Consider the following 19,039-nt stretch of genomic DNA (forward strand, 5'->3'; position numbering starts at 1 on the left):
CGCGGTTTTGCGCGACGTTTTGCGGATCGTCGCCTACGTGATCCCCTAAATTTAGGCTCGCGTAAGCTCCGACGCTTACGCCTCCTTCGCGCGTGCTAAAGCCAGCTAGCACGCCGTGCCCGTCCAATACAAGCTCAAGATTTTCTCTGCAAATTTCGATTTTAGCCATCGCAAGTTACTTGGCGCCTAATACAGGCTCAAAATTTTATCTATCGCGTCCCACGAAAGCCCCTCTTTTTCGCCCTCGGCGCTCTCATCGCGCGCCGCAACAGTGCCGCGACCGACGAGCTGTCCGCCGGCAAATCCCAGCTGTGCCGCGACGTATCGCGCAAGCAGATCAGTTTCGATATTTACGCGGCGTCCGATTTTGTAGGTTCCAAAGAGTGTATCCTTAAGCGTGAGTGGGATGATCGTAAGGCGAATGGCGCAGCATTGCGCTTCGCTCTTTAGATTTGCGCCCAAGGAGTTTGGATCGCGAACGAAATTTGAGCTGTTAAAATTTTGCCCGTGCGAGCCTTCGTCGCTAAAATTTGAACCGTGCGGGCCTTTGCGGTCTTTGTGAATAAAATTTCCGCTGCCTTCAAGCACTTCGTTTATCGTTAGGCTCACGCCGTCGATCGCCACCGAGCCCTTCGGCGCTAGCAGCGGCGCTATATGCAGCGGTGCGCGGATACAAAAATCGACGCCGCTTGCAAGCTTTGAAATTTTATAAATTTCGCCTACGGCATCGATATGCCCTTGGATCAAATGCCCGTCTATGCGCTCGCCTAGCCGCATCGCAGGCTCGATATGCACAGAGCCGCGCAGGTTTTGTGCGGCGATGATGCGCGCCGTTTCGCTAGAAAGCTGTACCGCAAATCCGTCCGCAAAAAGCCGCGTCACGCTCAGGCACGCGCCGTTTACCGCGACGCTATCGCCGAGCGCGGGGCGGTATCTCGCGCGCAGTCGCAGCGAATCGCCGCTAAAGCTCGCAACCTGCGCGATCTCTCTGATCAGTCCGTTAAACATTATGAGCCTTTGGAATTTTTACGTGATATTAGCGTAGAATTTTAAAATTTAAAGTTAAGCGAGCTCGGCGAGCGCGAAGCCCGCCGAATGAAGTTTGAAATTATTTTTTAGAGACTATGAAATCGGCTAGCGCTTCGATCGATTCGTCGTTAAGTGAAGCGACTTGCCCCTTCATAACGCCCATCATGCCGAATTTTCCCTTGCCGTCACCCAAGGTGCCGTCTTTGTAACCCTTTAGGCTAGCTACGATCTCTTCCTTGCTTAGGGTGTTTAGCGCAGGTACTTTGCCGCCAAGATAAGGCTTCTCGGCGTTGGCTCCGTGACAGGCCACGCATTTTTTATATAGTGTTGCGCCGTCTGCGGCAAACGCTGCCGAACTAAACGCCGCCAATGCAGCGCATGCGATTAAAACTTTTCTCATTTTTCATCCTTTACGATTAAGTTGTGGCGCGCATTATAGTTGAAATTCTTAAATTTGCGTTTAAAAATTTGGATTAATTTCTAGCGAGCGTGAACGCAAAAAACATTCTCGGCAAGCCGCGCGCGGCGGAATTTCAAGGGCCTTGATCAAATTTAAAGCAGGATCGGCAGGCGCAGCTTAAAACATGACGCGAGTTGCGAGGCGCTGCGTTTTAGACGACAGAACCCGCGGCGGTGGAATTTTATTTGATCCGCGAAATTTCGCCGCCTTGCATCTTATAAATTTTATCTGCGGCGCCGAAGTATTTATCATCGTGCGAGATCGCAAATATCGTGTATCCGCGCGATTTCAGCTCGGGCAAAATCCGCTCGTAAAACTCCGTGCGAAACTGCGGATCGAGATCGGCCGCAAATTCATCGAGCATCAAAAATTTTCGCCCGTCCATCAGCACGCTTACGAGCGCCAAACGCTTGCGCTGCCCGCTAGATAGGCTCGTGGTGCTAAATTTAGCCCCCTTTAGCTCAACCTTATCCTGCAGATGCGTAAGCGCCAGCCACTCGCGCGCGATCTCCGCATCGCCCGTAGCGTAGTCGAAGAGATAAAAATCGCTGAAAACCGCGCTTATGTTATTGCTGTAGGCGCGCAGATCGGAGGGTTTAAGGGCCGCGCCGTCGGCTAAAATTTCGCCCATTTGCGGCGTATAAAGACCCGCTAAGATCATAAAAAGCGTCGATTTTCCGCTGCCGTTTTCGCCGATTAAAAACACTGTCTCGCCCGCATTTAGCTGCAAGCTTACCCCTTTGATGCCGAATTTCCCGCCCGGATACGAAAAGCCCACGTCTTTAAGCTCCAAGCTGCGCCATGGCTGCATTTGCACAAGCTCGAAGCCCTGCACGAACGGGTCTAAGTTTAGCTCATTTATCTTTGCGTAGGCGATCTTGGCGCGCAGCACGCTAGGAAGCGAGAATATGAGCATCATCAAAGGCGCGCGCAAAAAAAGCACCGTAAGCGCGATCGTTACGGCGTTTGCAAGCTCCGCTTTGCCGCCGCTGAGCCCAAAATAAAGCACAAAGCCTACGGCGCCTAGCATCATTACGTTCATAAAATTACTCGCAAACGCGCCGTAAACCTCGGCTCGCAGCGAGCTTTGGCGTAAATTTTGCGCGTTGGGCAAAAAATCGTTTTCGTATAGGCTCTTTGCTTTGGCTAGGCTTAGCGACAGCTCCTTGTGCCCCTCGATCGCCGCGGCGTAGTTTTTATACAAAACGTCCTCGTTTTGGCGGTACAGATCGTAATTTTGCATGACCTTTTTCATCAAAAAACGGTTGAATATCATCAGCGCGCCGATCCAGACGAATAAAAACGCAAACATCATAGGCGCGATATATAGCACGTAGATGCCGCAAAACAGCACGATCATCGCGCCCTGGATCAGCTCGGAGATGCGCATAAAGCCTTCGGTTAGGCGCGAAATATCGCTAGAAAGGGACGCAAGCAGGTTCGCCTTCGACGCAGCCTCGATGTGCTCGAACCTCGTATCGATGATCTGCTTGATGATCTTGGTGCGCAGATCGAATACGAAGTCGTTTTCCATCTTGCAAAGCATGATGCGGCTTAGCACCGAAAGTAGCAAAAATAGCGCCAAGAGCGCGAAAAATAGCGCGATGATCCTGCCGCCTCTTTCGGCGCCGTCAAGTAGATATTTATTGATAAAGCTTAAAATTAAGATCCCTGAGCCGCTGTAGATCGCATTTAGCGCGAGCATCGCAAGGATTTGTTTGGTATATTTTTTCATCTTTCGCCCCAACAAAATTTGAGCGCAATTGTGGCAAAATTCGCTTGAAAAAACGGTTAAATTTTAAATCCGTTCTCATTTCGTCGGCTAAATTTCGCCTTAATTTACGCAAAATTTTATCGCGAATCACATCGTTTACGGGGCATGCTGCTATTTATATGTATCACGCGGCGCTAATTTCATCCGCATTCTTATTTTAATTCGCTTCGTTTATATGTAACACTTGCCAATCTCCACTACGTCGATATACCGCCAGATACCCATACATTATACCTCGACGACAGAACGCGCTGTCGTTAAATTTTACCCACGCCAAAATCAAAATTTTAAAATTACTCATCGCCACAGTCTTAACAAGCCGTATAAAATTTAACGCCGCGCATCAACCAAAACGATCACGTTTAAATTTAGACGCCCCCATACCGTACTCTACTAAAATTTTATCTTTTCTACACGACGAAAGAGCCGTTAAATTTTAGCGTGCGTGTGTGAATTCTTCTTCAGCTACCTTATTGTGGCTTCTGCGGAGTGACTAAATATCTAAAAAATCTCGGAATTATCGTAAACCAAAAAAATATGGCGGATATCACAGAGGCGCCATTGTACTATTAATAACAGATTTGTTAGGCTTTATAAATGAATTAATCAGCGCAAATAACGAGCTTAAAATAATTTATAAGTATTAATAAACAAGTTATTTTTAGATCAAGTGTTTATGAAACATATTAGAAAAATATTTTTACCGTCTTCGTACTTGTATTTTAAGGTGTGGCCGTGTTTTATAAAAATTTGATTTGCTATATAAAGTCCAAGGCCAAGTCCTGAATTTGACGTCTCAAATTTTCTATTAAAAGTTCTATTAAAATCAAGTCTTTCCGGATCAAGCTCATCGCCTACGCTACTTATACATAGAGCATTTTTATCTATGCTTACAACAACCTTTTCGCTAGAGTATTTTAAGGCGTTATCGATCAAATTTTTAATTCCGGTTGCATAAAGCTCAAAATCAACCTCAACCGCACTTATTTCCGCATCCGCTCGCACTTCTATGCGGCTCGTGTCTTTTAATAAAAGCATATCTACCGAGTGATCGACGATGTCTATAACTCGGTGCTTATTTTTCTTAAGCTCCCATTGATTAGATACTAGTTTTTCGACCTTGACAACCTCGCCAAGTATCATTTCTAGCCTTATAAAAATTTGTTTTAATCTACTTTTAAATTTATCGTCTTGTAAGATTTCGGCTATCATATCCGCCATGATCCGCCCTTTCATTATCGGGTTGCGAAATTCGTGCAAGATGTTACGTAAAAATAGCGCTCTAGCCTGTTTTATCGCATCTATTTTTTGCATCGTCGTATTAAATTCGCTAGCGATTTGGCCTATTTCATCATTTGCTTCTACTTTTATCAGTCTAAATTTATCTTCTTCTCCTGCTCTTCTTATCATATTTTTTAAATTTCTGAGTCTCAGCAATTTTTTTAAGACGACTATGAAAAATGCGGCCATTACGATATTTACTATAAGCCAAAGTATCCAAATGTTATGCGAAGAAATTTCTTCTAAATTTTCTAAAGGCAGATCGTTTTTTGCAATGTCATCTTTGATTGATATATTAAGCCCGGCTGCGTCCATAATACGTGAAAACATCTTAGGATCTATGGAAGAAAATCTAGGTACAAAGTAGAGCTTTTTGTTGTATCTTATCATATCGGCATACGAATCGCTAAAAATTTTCTCACCATTTTGCCTGATCTCATTTGGATCGAGATCACTATTTTTAAGTCCGATTTGCGCTAGCTGCTTGGTTATATTGCCGTCTTCTTGTCCGCGTATGCGCATGCCTAGCATAAAGCGCTGGTAGGTAAAATACTCCGCATCTCTTATTTGCCTTTTTGATTCGATGAAAAATGCTAAATTTACTATAACTAACGCGGCAAAAAAGAAAAATGATATTAGTTTGATTATGGTTATATTACGCATTGATAAATTTATACCCTATACCGCGCACGGGGTGAATGAATCGCGGATTTTTAGGATCGTCTCCTATTTTTTGACGCAAGCGCCCTATGGCGACATCGATGCTTTTTAGTCCGCTTTGAAATTTCGCCTGACCCAAATTTATCAAAATATCCTCTCTTGGTATAACCATCCCCTCTTTTTCATAAAGGTAGATAAAGATGTCAAATTCCGCTTTCGTTAGCGCTATCTCCTCTTTGTTTTTTATGACGATACGCCTTTGTTTATCGACGCAAAAGGTTTTGGAGTCGTTGCTAGTTTGTATCCCTCGACGGAGTATCGCTCTTAGCCTAAATGCAAGCTCTATAGGCTCATACGGCTTTGCCATATAGTCATCCGCCCCAAGCTCAAAGCCCTTTATCTTATCTAGCGTTTCACTGCGGGCCGACGATATGATGATAGGTAACGATGGATAGCCTTGCCTAACATGCTTGCACACGTCAAGGCCGTCCATATCTGGCAAACCAAGATCAAGCACCAATGCGTCAAAAGTATTTTTTGCGTCTAGAATTTTAAGTCCTTCAACCGGATTTGTGACTATGGTTACGCCAATCTCACTTTTTGCCAATGCAAATTTTAAAAGCTCGGCCAGTTCAAGATCGTCTTCTATAAGTAAAATTTCTATCATAGTAGAGATTATATCAAATTTAAAATTTAAAACTAAAAAATATTTTTTAGTTAATGTTACCAAAATCTTACCGTTTTTGATAGGCCTACATGTTATAATTGTGCTCATTGATCCAAGGGGGATGCCATAAAACATGGTGGTTTTGTGTTTTAAAAGGGCGTGGTTATTCTAGACATATCACCAAATGGCAAAACTAAAAAGACAAATTTTACATAGCGTGGCATGATCGTAGATGATGATGCGATAAGCCAAGCTTAAAAAGGAGGCATTGTTAAATGCCTAAAAAAGAAATTTAAGAAGTTTAGAGTGAAAACATCTTTTTTAACTACAAGCAAGAGTAAATTTGCTCTTAGTTTGGCTGCGCTTATGGCTATGGCGACCTGTACAAGTGCGAGTGAGAGCTTGGCGGAGGCTTTACAAACAAGCACTATGGGTGCGACAGTATTTTCATACTACGATATGGACTCGACCGAGTACTTCCCGCCAGCCAGCAGAACAAATAAAATTCGTGAGCACATCGGTGGTTTAGGTGCTGAGCTTAGGTTTTTAACCGGCTCTTACTATGGCTTTAGGCTTGGTCTTACGGCTCAGGGCTTAGTAAATTTCGGTCCGTCAAAGGCTGCAAAAGAGTATTTTGCCTATGACTGGAATAGCGAAGGTGTAGCACTTTCAGAGGCCTACTTAGGATATGAAAATGACTATATCGACTTTAAACTAGGTCGCCAGTACTACAACTCAAAATACACAGGCCTAGTGCCGCCGCTTGTGGCAACAAACACGGACGTGGGCTACAAAGAGGCATTTGAGGGCGTGAGCGCTAGGATAAAGCTTGATAGTATAAATACCGTTATCGGCCTAGCTGACTTTTGGAAATTTGCAGGTAGATCAAGCGCGGTAACGGGCGGCGATCATGGTGCGCCAAGATTTAAAGACAGAGTTGTTATCGGCGGCTTTGGGCCTTATGCTTATAAATTTGACAATATCTTTAACTCATTTGTGACATATAGCGGCCTTCCCGGCGTCTCACTCACGGCGGGTTACGCAAACGTATCTGGTCTTGAATACGATGACGCGGCCAACTCAAAAGGCGATATAAATTTCTACTTCGCAGCTGCTGGCTACAAAACGCCTACGCTTTTTGAAAACGCGATCGTTGGCATAGACTTTATGTATAAAGGCTCAAGAACAAACGGTACTTTAAAAGAGAATTTCGACTTTAACGGCAACTACTACGCAGGCATGATAGGGCTTTATAACGCTTACGGCTTTGATCTTAGATATGCATATTCAACCGTTAGCAAAAACCAAATGGCGCTTCAAGGTATAGGTAACGACGTTGGGTCATTTACGGCTACTCCGATCTACGGTCCGTTTTTATTTATGAATTTTGCTGGTATGAATTTACATAAATTTAGCGCAGGCTACGACTTTAGCAACGTAGGCGTCGACGGTCTTAGAGTGGACGCTGACTACTGGTATGGCAAGCAGCATAACGGCAGCAACGTTAGGTCAGGCGGCTTGCACGGTCAAGCGCCAGGAACTAGGATAGATGTAGAGGGCTGGGACGTGCAAGTTAGCTATAAAGTTCCTGCAGTAAAAGGCTTAAAGCTATCTGCTATCTACGAAACTATGGATAGAAAGCTAAAATATACAAACGGTGACTCTGACGGCAAAACGACGGATGAAGAGCTTTGGCTAAGAGCCTCTTACGACTTTGACATATTAAAATAAAACTTGAAACAAGGAGTATAAAATGGTAGAAAAAAATGAACTATCACGCCGCTCGTTTTTAAAACGTAGTGGCGCACTCACACTTGGCTCAGTTGCAGCAGGATCAGCGCTGCTAACAGGCTGTGATAACCCGAACAATCACCTCATCCATCCAAAAAAGGAAGTTGCAAAAGCCCCTGAAGTGCCAAAATGGCTAGGTGTTGAGCCTGAAATTTCAGACAAAGATATAAAAGAGACGCTTGAAACCGACGTGCTTATCATCGGTGCTGGCGTTTCAGGGCTTCACGCTGCGCGCGCTGCTAGCGAAAAAGGCGCAAGGGTTATCGTCCTAGAAAAAGCCGGTCGCTTTCAAGTTAGAAGCGGTCAGTACGGTACTCTAGGCAATAAATTTCAAAGAGAGCTTGGCATCACGTATGATAAGAATGCGGCTATAAATGAGCACTTAAAACAGATGGGATACCGTGCCGATCAGCGCGTTTGGAACTACTGGGCGGATCACAGCGGCGAGGACTTTGACTGGATGATAGAGCTTGCTCCTGCGGTGCATTTTATGAAAGAGACCGATACGCAGCTTGATAGAAGTAAGATAAATTTGATGCTTATGCACTATCCACTCCCGGCCGGATACGACCCAAGTAAGGAAAACAGCCCAAGCTATCCAACTGTTATGTCCTTTTTACCTAGTCAAGAGCCGATGATGGAGCTAGTTTATGAAAAGTCTATAAAACAAGGCGCAAAATATATCTTCAAAACTCGCGCACAAAAGCTACTTCGCGACAAAACAACTGGCAAAATGCAAGGAGCGATCGCGCAAAATATGTCTGATGGCTCATATATCAAGATAAATGCCAAATCAGTAATCTTAGCCACGGGAGACTATATGAATGATCCTGAGATGGTAAAAACATTTGTGCCGTGGGTGGCAAATTTCTTCTGTCCGTTTCCAAACAGAGACTACAAAAACAATCCGACAAACACGGGAGACGGACACAAACTTGGCTCATGGATAGGCGCAAAGCTAGAAGACGGACCGCACGCACCAGTCGCTCACACGCTTGGCGGACCGCTTGGCGTTGATGCGTTTTTACTAACAAATGCAAAGGGAGAGCGCTTTACAAATGAAGATCTAAGCGGTCAGCAAGTCACTCAGCCGCTCTCTCGCCAACCAGGAGGCTTTGGCTGGCAGGTATTTGACTCTAAATTTCCAGAGCAAGTCGGCCTCATGGGCGTATCACACGGCAGTGTAAACCACTGTGTAGAAGATAATCCAAAGCTTCCACCTGACTGCCAGTGGGCGATAGGCAAAACATCGTATATATCGGTAAAAGATATTGAAGAGATGCCTGATGTATTTAAAGCAAACAGCATAGAAGAACTTGCCGGTATGCTATACCCTAATAATCAAAAGGCACAAACGCAGTTTTTAGCAACTATAAAACGCTACAACGAGCTATGCGACAAAGGTTACGATGATGACTTTGGTAAGACCGCAAAGAGGATGTTTCCAGTACGTCACGCGCCGTTTTATGCCGGCAAAATGGGAGTAGGTGCGAGCCTGGTCGTAATGGGTGGCTTTACCGTTGAGCCAAGCACTGCAAATGTGCTAGACACCGACTATAACGAAATTTCGGGACTTTATGCCTGCGGTAATGTTATGGGCGGACGCTTTTTGGGCGACTATCCGGTAGTTTTAGCCGGCACTAGCCACGGAACATGCCTATGCTACGGACGCTTAGCGGGCTATCAGGCTGCGGCAAACGCAAAAGGAGTACAAGCATGAGCAAGAGAAGAAAATATACGATAATAGGGCTAATAATAGCTGCCGTCATAGGTTTTATAGCGTTTCATCAGGTACAAGCAGCTAGCCACAAAGCTGAATTTTGTATCATGTGTCACAACATGCAGCCAGAGTATGACTCTTTTACAAAGGGAAATATGCTAGCTAAAAAGCATAACGACGCAAATGTAACATGCCACGACTGCCATACACCAACCATAGGTGAGCAACTAAACGAGGTCAGGATGTATGCGATGGGCGATTTTGAGATGCCAACAAAACAAAGAGGATTTACAAACGAGCAGTGCACCAGCTGTCATAAGATAGACGATATCAGGAAAAAGACTGCGCACTATGGTTTGTCTAACCCGCATAATGGTGTCCATAATAGAGACAATGAAATGCTTCAGTGCCAATCATGTCACGCAGTGCATCATCCGCAAAAGCTAAATACTTGTATGTCTTGCCACCCGATAGACTGGAAAGTAGATAGCAGCTGGAAGATGTATCCGCCTAGCGAAAAATAATCTCCTACTTGATAAATCCGCCTCACTCGGGGCGGATTTATCTCCTCTGTAAATATAAATAGCTCAAGATAAGTTAAGCGGATTTTCTCTTATCAATTTTAGCAAAAAGCAATGGATCTCTCTTTTATATCTGTAGTTTAGTAGCTCAAATTTAAAACAATTTAGATATTTAATGCCGTCTATATATCGTTCGACTATTTCTTCAAAAATAGTAGGTATTTCTTCTTCTCGTATAACGTCTTTTAATATGAATATGTTGTTTATTCCTGAGGTGTCAATACTAAAACCTAATTCTTGAATGTTGTTGTCGGCCGCGTCCTTTAATTTATGCTGTTCGAGAAATAATTTTGAACCAGGAAGTGAATAAAAAAGAATTTCGGCGACATACCGTATGTAAAAAAAGTATTTTTTGAGCAATTCTTGACAATGAATCTAAATTTACTATTGGCGTAATTATCAAAACATAGTTTTAGTTCAAACTGAAACATATTTTAAAATATCGTCCAGATTTTTCACTATAAATTTTAAAATTACTTTATTAAGCCTTTTATACTTTAGCATTCTATTCTCGCTTTATCCCAAGCTTATCGCCAAAATTTTGTTTGATGTAGATATGCAAAATATCGATCGCGGCGGGCGTTACGCCGCTGATCTCGCTCGCGGCAAAAAGCGTCGGCGGCGCAAAGCGGTTTAGCTTCTGCACGATCTCGTTGCTAAGCCCTCCGATCTTGCTAAAATCGATCTGCGGCGGGATCGCGACGCCAAGCAACCCCTTCATCCTCTCGACCTCGGCGCGCTGCATCGCGATGTAAAAATAATACTTGCACTGCGTTAAAATTTCATCCAAAACCTCATCGCTAAAGCCCTCAAAATGCGGCGCCAGAGCGAGCAGGCCCGCCTTTGAAAAGCCGCTTTTGGCTACGATTTTTTGCAAACTACAGCTTTGCGAAATTGGCTCTGTGCCGATACTTTGCAACAGGCTAAGCGTCTGTTTCGAAGGGGTAATCTGCGTTTTTAGCAAAAATTCCATTCCGCTTTCCACATCGAGCTTAAATTTGCTCGCCCTCTCGTAGCTCACCTCGTCTAAAAGCCCGATCTCGCGGCCGTATTCGCTTAGGCGCAGCACGGCGTTGCCCTCGCGCAGCAGCAGGCGAAATTCCGCACGCGAAGTAAACATTCGGTAGGGCTCGTTCGTGCCCTTGGTAACCAGATCGTCGATCAAAACGCCGATATACGCCTCATCCCTACGCAAAATCAGAGGCTGCCGCCCGCGCAAATCAAGCACGGCGTTGATGCCCGCCATCAGCCCCTGCGCCGCAGCCTCCTCGTAGCCGGTGGTACCGTTGATCTGGCCTGCTAAAAACAGCCCGCGGATCTTTTTGGTCTCGAGGCTGTGTTTAAGCTCGGTAGGATCAATGAAATCGTACTCGATCGCATAGCCCGGGCGGACGATTTTTGCATTTTCAAAGCCTCTGATCGTGCGCAAAAACGCAATCTGCACGTCGTAAGGAAGGCTCGTAGAAAGCCCATTTACGTAATACTCCGTGGCCTCGCGCGTCTGCGGCTCGACGAAGACGTGATGGCGGTCTCGATTTGGAAATTCATAAATTTTAGTCTCGATGCTCGGGCAGTAGCGCGGACCGGTGCTTGAAATTTGCCCCGTAAACATCGGCGCGCGGGCGAAATTTTCGCGGATGATCTCATGCGTGCGCTCGTTCGTATAAGCGATGAAGCAAGCAAGCTGCTTCGGCGCAAAATTTTTGCTGCGAAAGCTAAAAGGACGCGGATCGGCGTCGCCGTCTTGGCGCTCAAGCACGCTAAAATCGATCGTCTTAGCATCGATCCTTGGGCAGGTGCCGGTCTTTAGCCGCCCCATTTGCAGCCCCAAGCTTCGTAGCGATTCGGCTAACTCGACGCTCGCTAGCTCGCCCACGCGCCCCGCTTGCAGCTTGTTTTCGCCTACGTGAATTAGCCCGTTTAAAAAGGTGCCTGCGGTGATTATCAGATGCTCGGTCTCATAAACGTTGCCAAGATGGCTCTTAACCCCGCAAATGCGCGGGCCGTCGCCTTGCTCGCAGGTTAAAATTTCGCTCGCGATCTCCTGGCTGACGTCCAGCCCCTGCGTGTTTAGCAGCAAATTTCGCATATAGATACGGTATTCATCCATATCGATCTGAGCGCGCGAACCGCGTACCGCAGGGCCTTTGCTCTCGTTTAAAATTCTAAACTGCAGCCCGCATGCATCCGCCGCAAGCCCCATCTGACCGCCCAGCGCATCGATCTCCTTTACCAGATGTCCCTTGGCAAGGCCGCCGATTGCTGGGTTACAGCTCGCAGCGCCGATCTGTTCGGCCAAGATCGTAATTAACAGCGTATTTGCGCCCATTTTTGCGGCGGCCAAGCTTGCCTCGATACCCGCGTGTCCGCCGCCCACAACGATAACGTCGTATTTCATTTTTTGCCTTTAAATTTAAAGTCGCAATTTTAGCTAAAATAAAATTTCAAAACGATAAATCGCGCACAGATGACGCAGACGAGCCGTCCATAAAAATCGCGGCACAAAATCGGTGTGCGAAGGGCGTGAAATTCCGCGTAAATTTTTAGCGAAAAATTCCTGCGCCAAAATTTCACGCGCGAGCTTTGCTTTAAATTTAGCGTTGTATAATTACGCATTTTTATCAAAAAGGATGAATGATGATAGATAAGGCTTATGTTTGTGCGCTGAAAGATCGCGTAATAGGCGGCTGCGAGATTGCAAAGCAGCAGGCGCTAGAGCTGGCGCAATGCGAGGATTTAGGGGCGCTTTTTACGGCGGCAGATGAGATTAGGCGCGCTTTTTGCGGCGATAAATTCAATCTCTGCACGATCATAAACGTAAAATCGGGGCGCTGTAGCGAGGACTGCAAATACTGCGCGCAGTCGGCGCATTTTAACACGGGCTGCGAAATTTACGGGATCTTGGGCGAGCAGCAGGTGCTAAGCGCCGCGCTTGCGAACGAAGCCGAACAGACGCACCGCTTCTCGCTCGTCGCCAGCGGGCGCGGAATTTCTCAAAAAAGCTCCGATCTAGGGGCATACTGCGCGATCTATGAGCGGCTGAGAAGCGAAACGCGGCTGCATCTGTGCGCCTCGCTGGGAATCGCTTCAAAGCCCGCTCTGGCGCTGCTTAAAGCTAGCGGCGTGCAGACCTATCATCACAATCTCGAGACTTCGCGAAAATTTTATCCGCAGATCTGCACGACTCACAGCTACGATGACCGCATTCAAACTATCGAAAATTGCCGCGCCGTGGGGCTTGACGTATGTAGCGGCGGGATTTTCGGGCTAGGCGAGAGCATGGAGGATCGCATCGATATGGCGCTGCAGCTGCGAGAGCTGGGCGTTAGCTCCGTGCCGATCAATATCCTAACCCCGATCAAAGGCACTCCGCTGCAAAACGCTGCGCCGCTGGCGCACGATGAAATTTTAAAATCGATCGCGATCTACCGCTTCATCTTGCCGCGCGCGTATCTGCGCTTCGCAGGCGGCAGGCGAAATTTGGGCGAGCACGTGCGCACGGCGCTTGGATGCGGCATCAACTCGGCGCTTACGGGCAATTTCCTAACCACCACCGGCGATAGCATCGCAAGCGATAAGGCGCTTGTGGCGCAGTGCGGATTCGACCTCGCAAAGGGCGCGGATTAGCGTCGGTCGGGAATTAAAGATAAAATTTAAGAGGTAGCCGTGAAGTTAAAATTTTTCTCTGCCTTGATTTTAGTCGTGTTGCTTTACGGCTGCTCGACGCTCTCGCAGGACGGCAAGGAGGCTTTGTTTGCAACAGGTGCGAAAAGATGCGACATCGCAAGCTCGCCAAATAAGGAGCAGCCAAACCGCTGCGCGAAGCGGCAAAAAATCGACGCCGAAGTCGCGCGAAAGGCGCAAGAGCAAGCGGCATCGCAAGACGCGTTTAATTCATTCAGAGCGAATAGCGCGCAAGCTCAACAAAGAGCGCAGCAGCAGTATATCGCCACGCAGCAAAGCCTGATGCAACAGCAATCGCAGCAGCAACTGGAGCAGATGCAGCAGCGACAGAATATGAGAAATTTACAAAACGAACAAAACTGGAATAGGCTGAGTAATCTTGAAAATATAAGTAGCGGCGGAATTTAGCCGCAAGCGCTAACTAAATTTATAAAGCGCGCAGGATTTAGATACGAGAATTTATAGACGCCGCGAAATTTTGAGACTTAATTTAGCCAAAATTTAAAGGAATTTAGGGCCAAATTTCGCCAAGAAATCTATGCAGCGAAATTTAATTTATCTGCTTTATCTACGCCGCGCTGGATCACAAAACGGGCACAGCGATGAAATTTTAATCAAAAACGAAACCCGACCGTATCGATCTGCATTCGCCGCCGAATTTTAAAATTTATTTCACCGGCACTTCGAACCCCACCTCTATCTGCGGCCACGTCTTTTTGCCGTGAAGCCCCTGGATTACCTTATCTGCGGCGAATTTATCGAAGGCTTCTTTGGCGTCAAAGTCGCTTTGCAGATCGATCTGCCCCATCGCAACGAGCTTGTCGCCTTTGATCTCGTATTTGAGCGCGACCTCTTTTGAGGCGCCGTTGAAGTTTATCGATGCGTTCGCAGTGCCGCTCGTATCATCGCCCGTGACGGACACGATCTTACCGCTGACCTTCTGCGTCGTAAGCAGCGCGAAAAATTTACTCTTTACGTTGTTGTCGCGCACGACGTTTTTGCCCGTATCGATAGAGCTCAGATCAAACTCCACGCTCGCATCCTGCAGGATTTCCGCCACGCTGCCGCTAGTCTTTGCAAAGCTAAATTTCGCGTCTTTAAACGTAGCCGGCGCGCCGCTTTCCGGCACCCTGATCTTACTAGCCATCTTATAAGAGATAAAATCGATTCTGGCGGCATCTGCGTCGATTTGCAAGGCACTGCACGGAGCCCACATAAATAGCGCAACGGCGCAAAGAGATAAAGATAACTTTTTCATTGCGATCCTTTACGATGGAATGAACCAAATTATCAAACATTCCGCCTTAAAATTCTATTAAATAAGATATTGGCTAAAAAATACTTTTAAATTTAGAAAAACGGATGATTCTTAAAGGCGATATGCGATTGAAATACGATGATTGTGGAGTTTGAAAATGGTGACCCACAGGAGATTCGAACTCCTGTTACCGGCGTGAGAGGCCAGCGTCCTAACCACTAGACGAGTGGGCCGCGAAAATTGAAAACAGGATAATAGCGAAGTGTATATAAATTTTGGATTAAACCAAGCGCCTTTTGACGAAAATAATAAAATTTGAGCACACCAATAGCCTATTGTTTGTTTTTTAAGCCACGCGAAAGACCAAAAACGACCGAGCAAACCGACTGCACCTAAATTATTTTCAGAAATTTCATGCCGGCCTATCTCCCAAAACAGCGCTTGTGTAAATACAAAAATAAAACTTCTCTCTCGCACTTTGGGATACACGAAAAAACCTAAATTTTAATGCTAAAATTCCATAAATCTTTCATTCATTTCACATTAAAGGAGAGAAAATGAAAAGACGCGAATTTTTAAAAGGTGTTGCCGCGAGTGCGGCAGGTGCGGCGAGTGCGAACGCCACTAGCATTATCAGCGACGATCTGATGAATAGCGAGGATGCGCCGATCACCGCCTCGCATTTCGGCGCGGTTAGGGCTCTTAGGCGAAACGGCAAATTTGAAGGCGTTTTAAGCGCGAGTGAACTCGATTTTTTCCCGATCAGCCTTACTCAGGGGCTTGCGGCGCGCACATACGACGCTACGCGCATCGCGCGACCATGCGTGCGAAAAGGCTATCTAGAAAAAGGCTGGCAGAGCGACAAAAGCATGCGCGGCAAGGACGAGTGGATCGAGATCGGTTGGGATGAAGCGTATAAACTCGTAGCGGACGAGCTAAAGCGCGTACTTAAAGACTACGGCGCAAGCTCGATTTACGGCGGCAGCTACGGCTGGTACAGCGTCGGCAGCGTAAATAACCCGCAAACCCTGCTCGGTCGCATGCTAAATATCATCGGCGGCTACACTACGAGAAAACTTAACTACTCGTGCCACTGTATAAGCGCGATAACTCCGCACATCAGCGGAACGGACGAGGCCAACGCCTTGCAAACCGCGTGGCCTACGATCCTAAAAAATAGCGAAGCGGTGCTCATCTGGGGTGCCGATCCGATCAATACCAATCAGATCGCATGGGCCGTGCCCGATCATGAGAGCTATTTATATTTCGCAAAGCTAAAAGAGCAGATGCAAAAGCGCGGCGTAAAGGTGATCACGATCGATCCGGTCTATAATAACACCGCTAAATTTTTAGGCTCTGAGCACATTTCGATCAACCCTACCACCGACGTTGCGATGATGATGGCAATATGTTATGAGATGATGGCGCAAGGGCTTGCGGATGAGAAATTTCTTAAAAAATACACTCACGGCGCCGAGGAATTTAAAGCCTATCTTAGAGGCGAAAGCGAAGATGGGCTCAAAAAAGACGCGGCGTGGGCGTCTAAAATTTGCGGCGTGAGCGAGGATGAGATCAAAGGCTTGGCTAAAATTTTAGGCAGCAAGCGCACTATGATAATGTGCGGCTGGGGTCCGCAGCGCGCTCATCACGGCGAGCAGTTTCACTGGATGGCGACGGTGCTTGCCGCTTTCGTGGGCCAAATCGGGCTTGCTGGCGGTGGATACGGCTTTGGCTATCATTACAGCGACGGCGGCTGCCCTAGCCCCGCAGCTCCGGTAGGAAGTGCGCTAAGCCTCTCAAGCGGCGCGGCGACTACTTCCTCGGCTTTCCCGGGCTTAGGCAGCATGAGTATCGTGCCTGCCAGCGAGGGCGAGTGGAAAAACCGCGACAACATCGCAATCCCCGTCTCGCGCATCGTCGATTGCATCAACAATCCCGGCAAGGAGATAGATTTTAACTGCAAAAAGATAACCTACCCTAACATCAAGCTTGCTTACTGGGCGGGCGGCAACCCGTATCTGCACCACCCTGATACGAATTTGCTCGCGCGCACGTTTGAAAAGCTCGACACCTTCATAGTCCAAGAGTGCTTCTGGACGGCGAGTGCGCGCATGGCGGACATCGTTCTGCCCGCTACTACCGAGCAGGAGCGCGACGACATAACCAAGTCGCATACGAATAAATTTATAATCGCTATGCATAAGATTGCCGAGCCTTACGAGCAGGCGCAAAACGACTATAAAATTTACTGCGAAATTCTAAAGCAGTTCGGCGAGAAGGAGTATATGGCGTTTAGCGAGGGCAAGAGCGAGATGGAGTGGATCAGGCAGTTTTACGACGCTTCGAAGAAAAAAGCGGACGCATCGAAGATAAAGATGCCAGAATTTGAGGAGTTTTGGAAAAAGGGCTTCGTGAAATTTGAAATTCCAAAGCACGCCTACGAATACGTAGCGATGGAGGAATTTAGAAAAAATCCTATCATAAATCGCCTCGGAACGCCGTCTGGAAGGATCGAGGTCGTCTCGAAAAAGATCGCTAAAGCGGCGCTGGACGACTGCCCTGCGCATCCCACATGGATGGAGCCGATGGAGTGGCTGGGGAACGCGCAAAAGACGCAAAAGTATCCGCTAAATTTAATAACCCCGCATCCGAAATACCGCCTGCACGGGCAGCTAAACAACACTTGGCTACGAAGCTTAGAAGAAATTGACGGTCGCGAGCCCGTGTGGATGCACCCAAAAGATGCCGAAGCAAGAGGACTTAAAAACGGCGACGTAGTTAGGGTTTTCAACGATCGCGGCGCCGCGCTTGCAGGGCTCATCGTCACCGAAAACGTAAAGCAAAGCGTCGTGCGGATGCAAGAAGGCGGCTGGTGGGATCCGCTCTTTAGCGATAGCGGCGATATGTGCGTACACGGCAACGCAAACGTGCTGGTGCCCAACGAGCCCAGCTCGAAGCTTGCGTGCGGCAACCAAGCCACCGCGCTGGTGCAGATCGAGAAATTTGAAGGCGAGCTTCCGCCGCTTGCAGTATTTTCACAGCCGAAATTCGGCAAAAGGAGCTAGCGATGAGACAAAATTTTAAAATTTACGCGAGCGAACGGGGTCAAATTTCATCGCCGGGCGCGAGTGAAATTTCATCATTTAGCGCGGAGAAAATTTCATGCGAAACGGATAAAATTTGCGCGTCCAAGCGAGGTAAAATTTTATCCAAAGCGCTAGCGGCGTTTTTACTCGCGGCAGCTTGCCATTTGGGCGCGACGGATCTTTTCGTCGCGGCTCAAACCCCGCTTCTAAACAAAGCGGGCGGCAAGGAGATCGCCAGGCTGCACGTAGGCGCGAAGCTAGAGGTGCTAAAGGACGGCAAGGACTACGTGCAGGTGCGATACGCGGGCTTCGTACCCGAGGGAAGCAACGTAAGCTACGCAAGGCTTGGGATTTTGGAGCAGGATTTGCAAGCGCAAAACGCAAAGAGCCTAAAGACGCTAAAGACCGTGAAGGACGACTACGATAACGAATGGGCAAACGTCACTATCGACGGCTACGTCGCAAAGCTCGCAGTGACGGACGACGCGGCTAAAATTTACGACGCGGGCGAAAATCTATTCAAAGAGCGCTGCGGTAGCTGTCACGCGCTGCACGGATACGACGAGTTTAACGTCAATGTTTGGCCTAGCGTGGTCGAGACGATGATACAAAACTCGGGGTTGCAGCCCGACGAATACGAGACGCTCGTGCGATTTTTGCAAAGCAAAGCGCCGATCGAGTAGAGCCGCGTACGGAATTTGCGCTGCGTTTGAATTTCAGACGCCGCGCGAATTCCATGTCGCCGCTTTTAAATTTAAAAAGTTAAATTAATTTTAAACAAAATTTGCATAAAATCTCCTTTCAAAACGTATTGCGAGAACGGCGGCGCCAAAGTAAATTTGCAGCGATGATATCAAATTAAAATTCGCGGCAACTGCGCTATGCTAAACATTTGCGGCGACGCCGAGTATGAAGCATTTGCAGTGACGGCGCTATGCTAAACGGCTAAATTTAAAGCTCGCGGCGATAAATCGAAACAGCACTCGCATCGCAGCGAGCCGCACATTAAAATTTAAAGGTATAAAATGAACGAAGATTTTCAAAGAGC

At 47.1% G+C, this 19,039-nt stretch carries 15 protein-coding genes and 1 tRNA gene; 7 read left to right on the plus strand and 9 right to left on the minus strand.

The window, feature by feature from the left end; all coding sequences use genetic code 11:
- From Q0438_RS04185 to Q0438_RS04210, 6 genes are all read right to left on the minus strand, one after another.
- A partial coding sequence (locus tag Q0438_RS04185; RefSeq protein ID WP_299187733.1) for a laccase domain-containing protein occupies positions 1-169 on the minus strand: 169 nt, incomplete at its 3' end.
- Between the two features lie 17 nt (positions 170-186).
- Positions 187-1,008, minus strand: a complete 822-nt coding sequence (locus Q0438_RS04190; RefSeq protein ID WP_299187703.1) for a riboflavin synthase — start codon at positions 1,006-1,008, stop codon at positions 187-189.
- Between the two features lie 100 nt (positions 1,009-1,108).
- The gene (locus Q0438_RS04195; RefSeq protein WP_299187704.1) at positions 1,109-1,429 is read right to left on the minus strand and encodes a c-type cytochrome; all 321 of its coding nucleotides are present in this window, start codon (positions 1,427-1,429) and stop codon (positions 1,109-1,111) included.
- A gap of 241 nt (positions 1,430-1,670) precedes the next feature.
- Positions 1,671-3,224 carry an ATP-binding cassette domain-containing protein gene (locus Q0438_RS04200; protein ID WP_299187706.1) on the minus strand — a complete coding sequence of 518 codons (1,554 nt, stop codon included), beginning with the start codon at positions 3,222-3,224 and terminating at the stop codon, positions 1,671-1,673.
- Between the two features lie 705 nt (positions 3,225-3,929).
- Positions 3,930-5,207 carry an ArsS family sensor histidine kinase gene (locus Q0438_RS04205; RefSeq protein ID WP_299187707.1) on the minus strand — a complete coding sequence of 426 codons (1,278 nt, stop codon included), beginning with the start codon at positions 5,205-5,207 and terminating at the stop codon, positions 3,930-3,932.
- Entirely contained in the window at positions 5,200-5,934 is a 735-nt protein-coding gene (locus Q0438_RS04210) for a response regulator transcription factor (protein WP_299187709.1), read from the minus strand. Before Q0438_RS04210 ends, Q0438_RS04205 begins: the two co-directional genes overlap by 8 nt.
- A gap of 243 nt (positions 5,935-6,177) precedes the next feature.
- Between Q0438_RS04210 and Q0438_RS04215 the strand changes: the two genes are divergently transcribed.
- From Q0438_RS04215 to Q0438_RS04225, 3 genes are read left to right on the plus strand one after another with little or no spacing between them, the layout of a single operon-like run.
- Entirely contained in the window at positions 6,178-7,602 is a 1,425-nt protein-coding gene (locus tag Q0438_RS04215) for a metalloid reductase RarA (protein ID WP_299187712.1), read from the plus strand.
- Between the two features lie 22 nt (positions 7,603-7,624).
- The gene (locus Q0438_RS04220; protein WP_299187715.1) at positions 7,625-9,382 is read left to right on the plus strand and encodes an FAD-dependent oxidoreductase; all 1,758 of its coding nucleotides are present in this window, start codon (positions 7,625-7,627) and stop codon (positions 9,380-9,382) included.
- Positions 9,316-9,906: a cytochrome c3 family protein gene (locus Q0438_RS04225; RefSeq protein WP_299187718.1), complete on the plus strand. Its 591-nt coding sequence runs from the start codon at positions 9,316-9,318 to the stop codon at positions 9,904-9,906. Before Q0438_RS04220 ends, Q0438_RS04225 begins: the two co-directional genes overlap by 67 nt.
- Positions 9,907-10,468: 562 nt before the next feature.
- Here Q0438_RS04225 and mnmG read toward each other — a convergent pair.
- The gene (gene mnmG, locus Q0438_RS04230; RefSeq protein WP_299187721.1) at positions 10,469-12,361 is read right to left on the minus strand and encodes a tRNA uridine-5-carboxymethylaminomethyl(34) synthesis enzyme MnmG; all 1,893 of its coding nucleotides are present in this window, start codon (positions 12,359-12,361) and stop codon (positions 10,469-10,471) included.
- A gap of 239 nt (positions 12,362-12,600) precedes the next feature.
- On the opposite strand from mnmG, the gene bioB reads away from it, so the two are divergent.
- Both bioB and Q0438_RS04240 read left to right on the plus strand, forming a co-directional pair.
- Positions 12,601-13,590, plus strand: coding sequence for a biotin synthase BioB (gene bioB, locus Q0438_RS04235; protein WP_299187722.1), 990 nt, complete (start codon positions 12,601-12,603; stop codon positions 13,588-13,590).
- Positions 13,591-13,629: 39 nt separating this feature from the next.
- Positions 13,630-14,055 (plus strand): hypothetical protein, encoded by a 426-nt coding sequence (locus Q0438_RS04240; RefSeq protein WP_299187723.1) that lies wholly within the window; start codon positions 13,630-13,632, stop codon positions 14,053-14,055.
- 259 nt (positions 14,056-14,314) lie between these two features.
- Here the strand turns inward: Q0438_RS04240 and Q0438_RS04245 are convergent, their stop codons facing one another.
- Positions 14,315-14,905 (minus strand): YceI family protein, encoded by a 591-nt coding sequence (locus Q0438_RS04245; RefSeq protein ID WP_299187725.1) that lies wholly within the window; start codon positions 14,903-14,905, stop codon positions 14,315-14,317.
- 158 nt (positions 14,906-15,063) lie between these two features.
- Positions 15,064-15,138 (minus strand) — tRNA-Glu (locus tag Q0438_RS04250).
- 324 nt (positions 15,139-15,462) lie between these two features.
- Here Q0438_RS04250 and Q0438_RS04255 point away from each other — a divergent pair.
- Together Q0438_RS04255 and Q0438_RS04260 are read left to right on the plus strand one after the other, a co-directional pair.
- Positions 15,463-17,970 carry a molybdopterin-dependent oxidoreductase gene (locus Q0438_RS04255; RefSeq protein WP_299187727.1) on the plus strand — a complete coding sequence of 836 codons (2,508 nt, stop codon included), beginning with the start codon at positions 15,463-15,465 and terminating at the stop codon, positions 17,968-17,970.
- Between the two features lie 2 nt (positions 17,971-17,972).
- A complete protein-coding gene (locus Q0438_RS04260) occupies positions 17,973-18,674 on the plus strand; it encodes a hypothetical protein (protein ID WP_299187730.1) in 702 nt (233 codons plus the stop codon).
- Positions 18,675-19,039: the final 365 nt, after the last annotated feature.

Origin of the sequence: uncultured Campylobacter sp. (genome assembly GCF_938030785.1) — a bacterium.
Classification (GTDB): domain Bacteria; phylum Campylobacterota; class Campylobacteria; order Campylobacterales; family Campylobacteraceae; genus Campylobacter_B.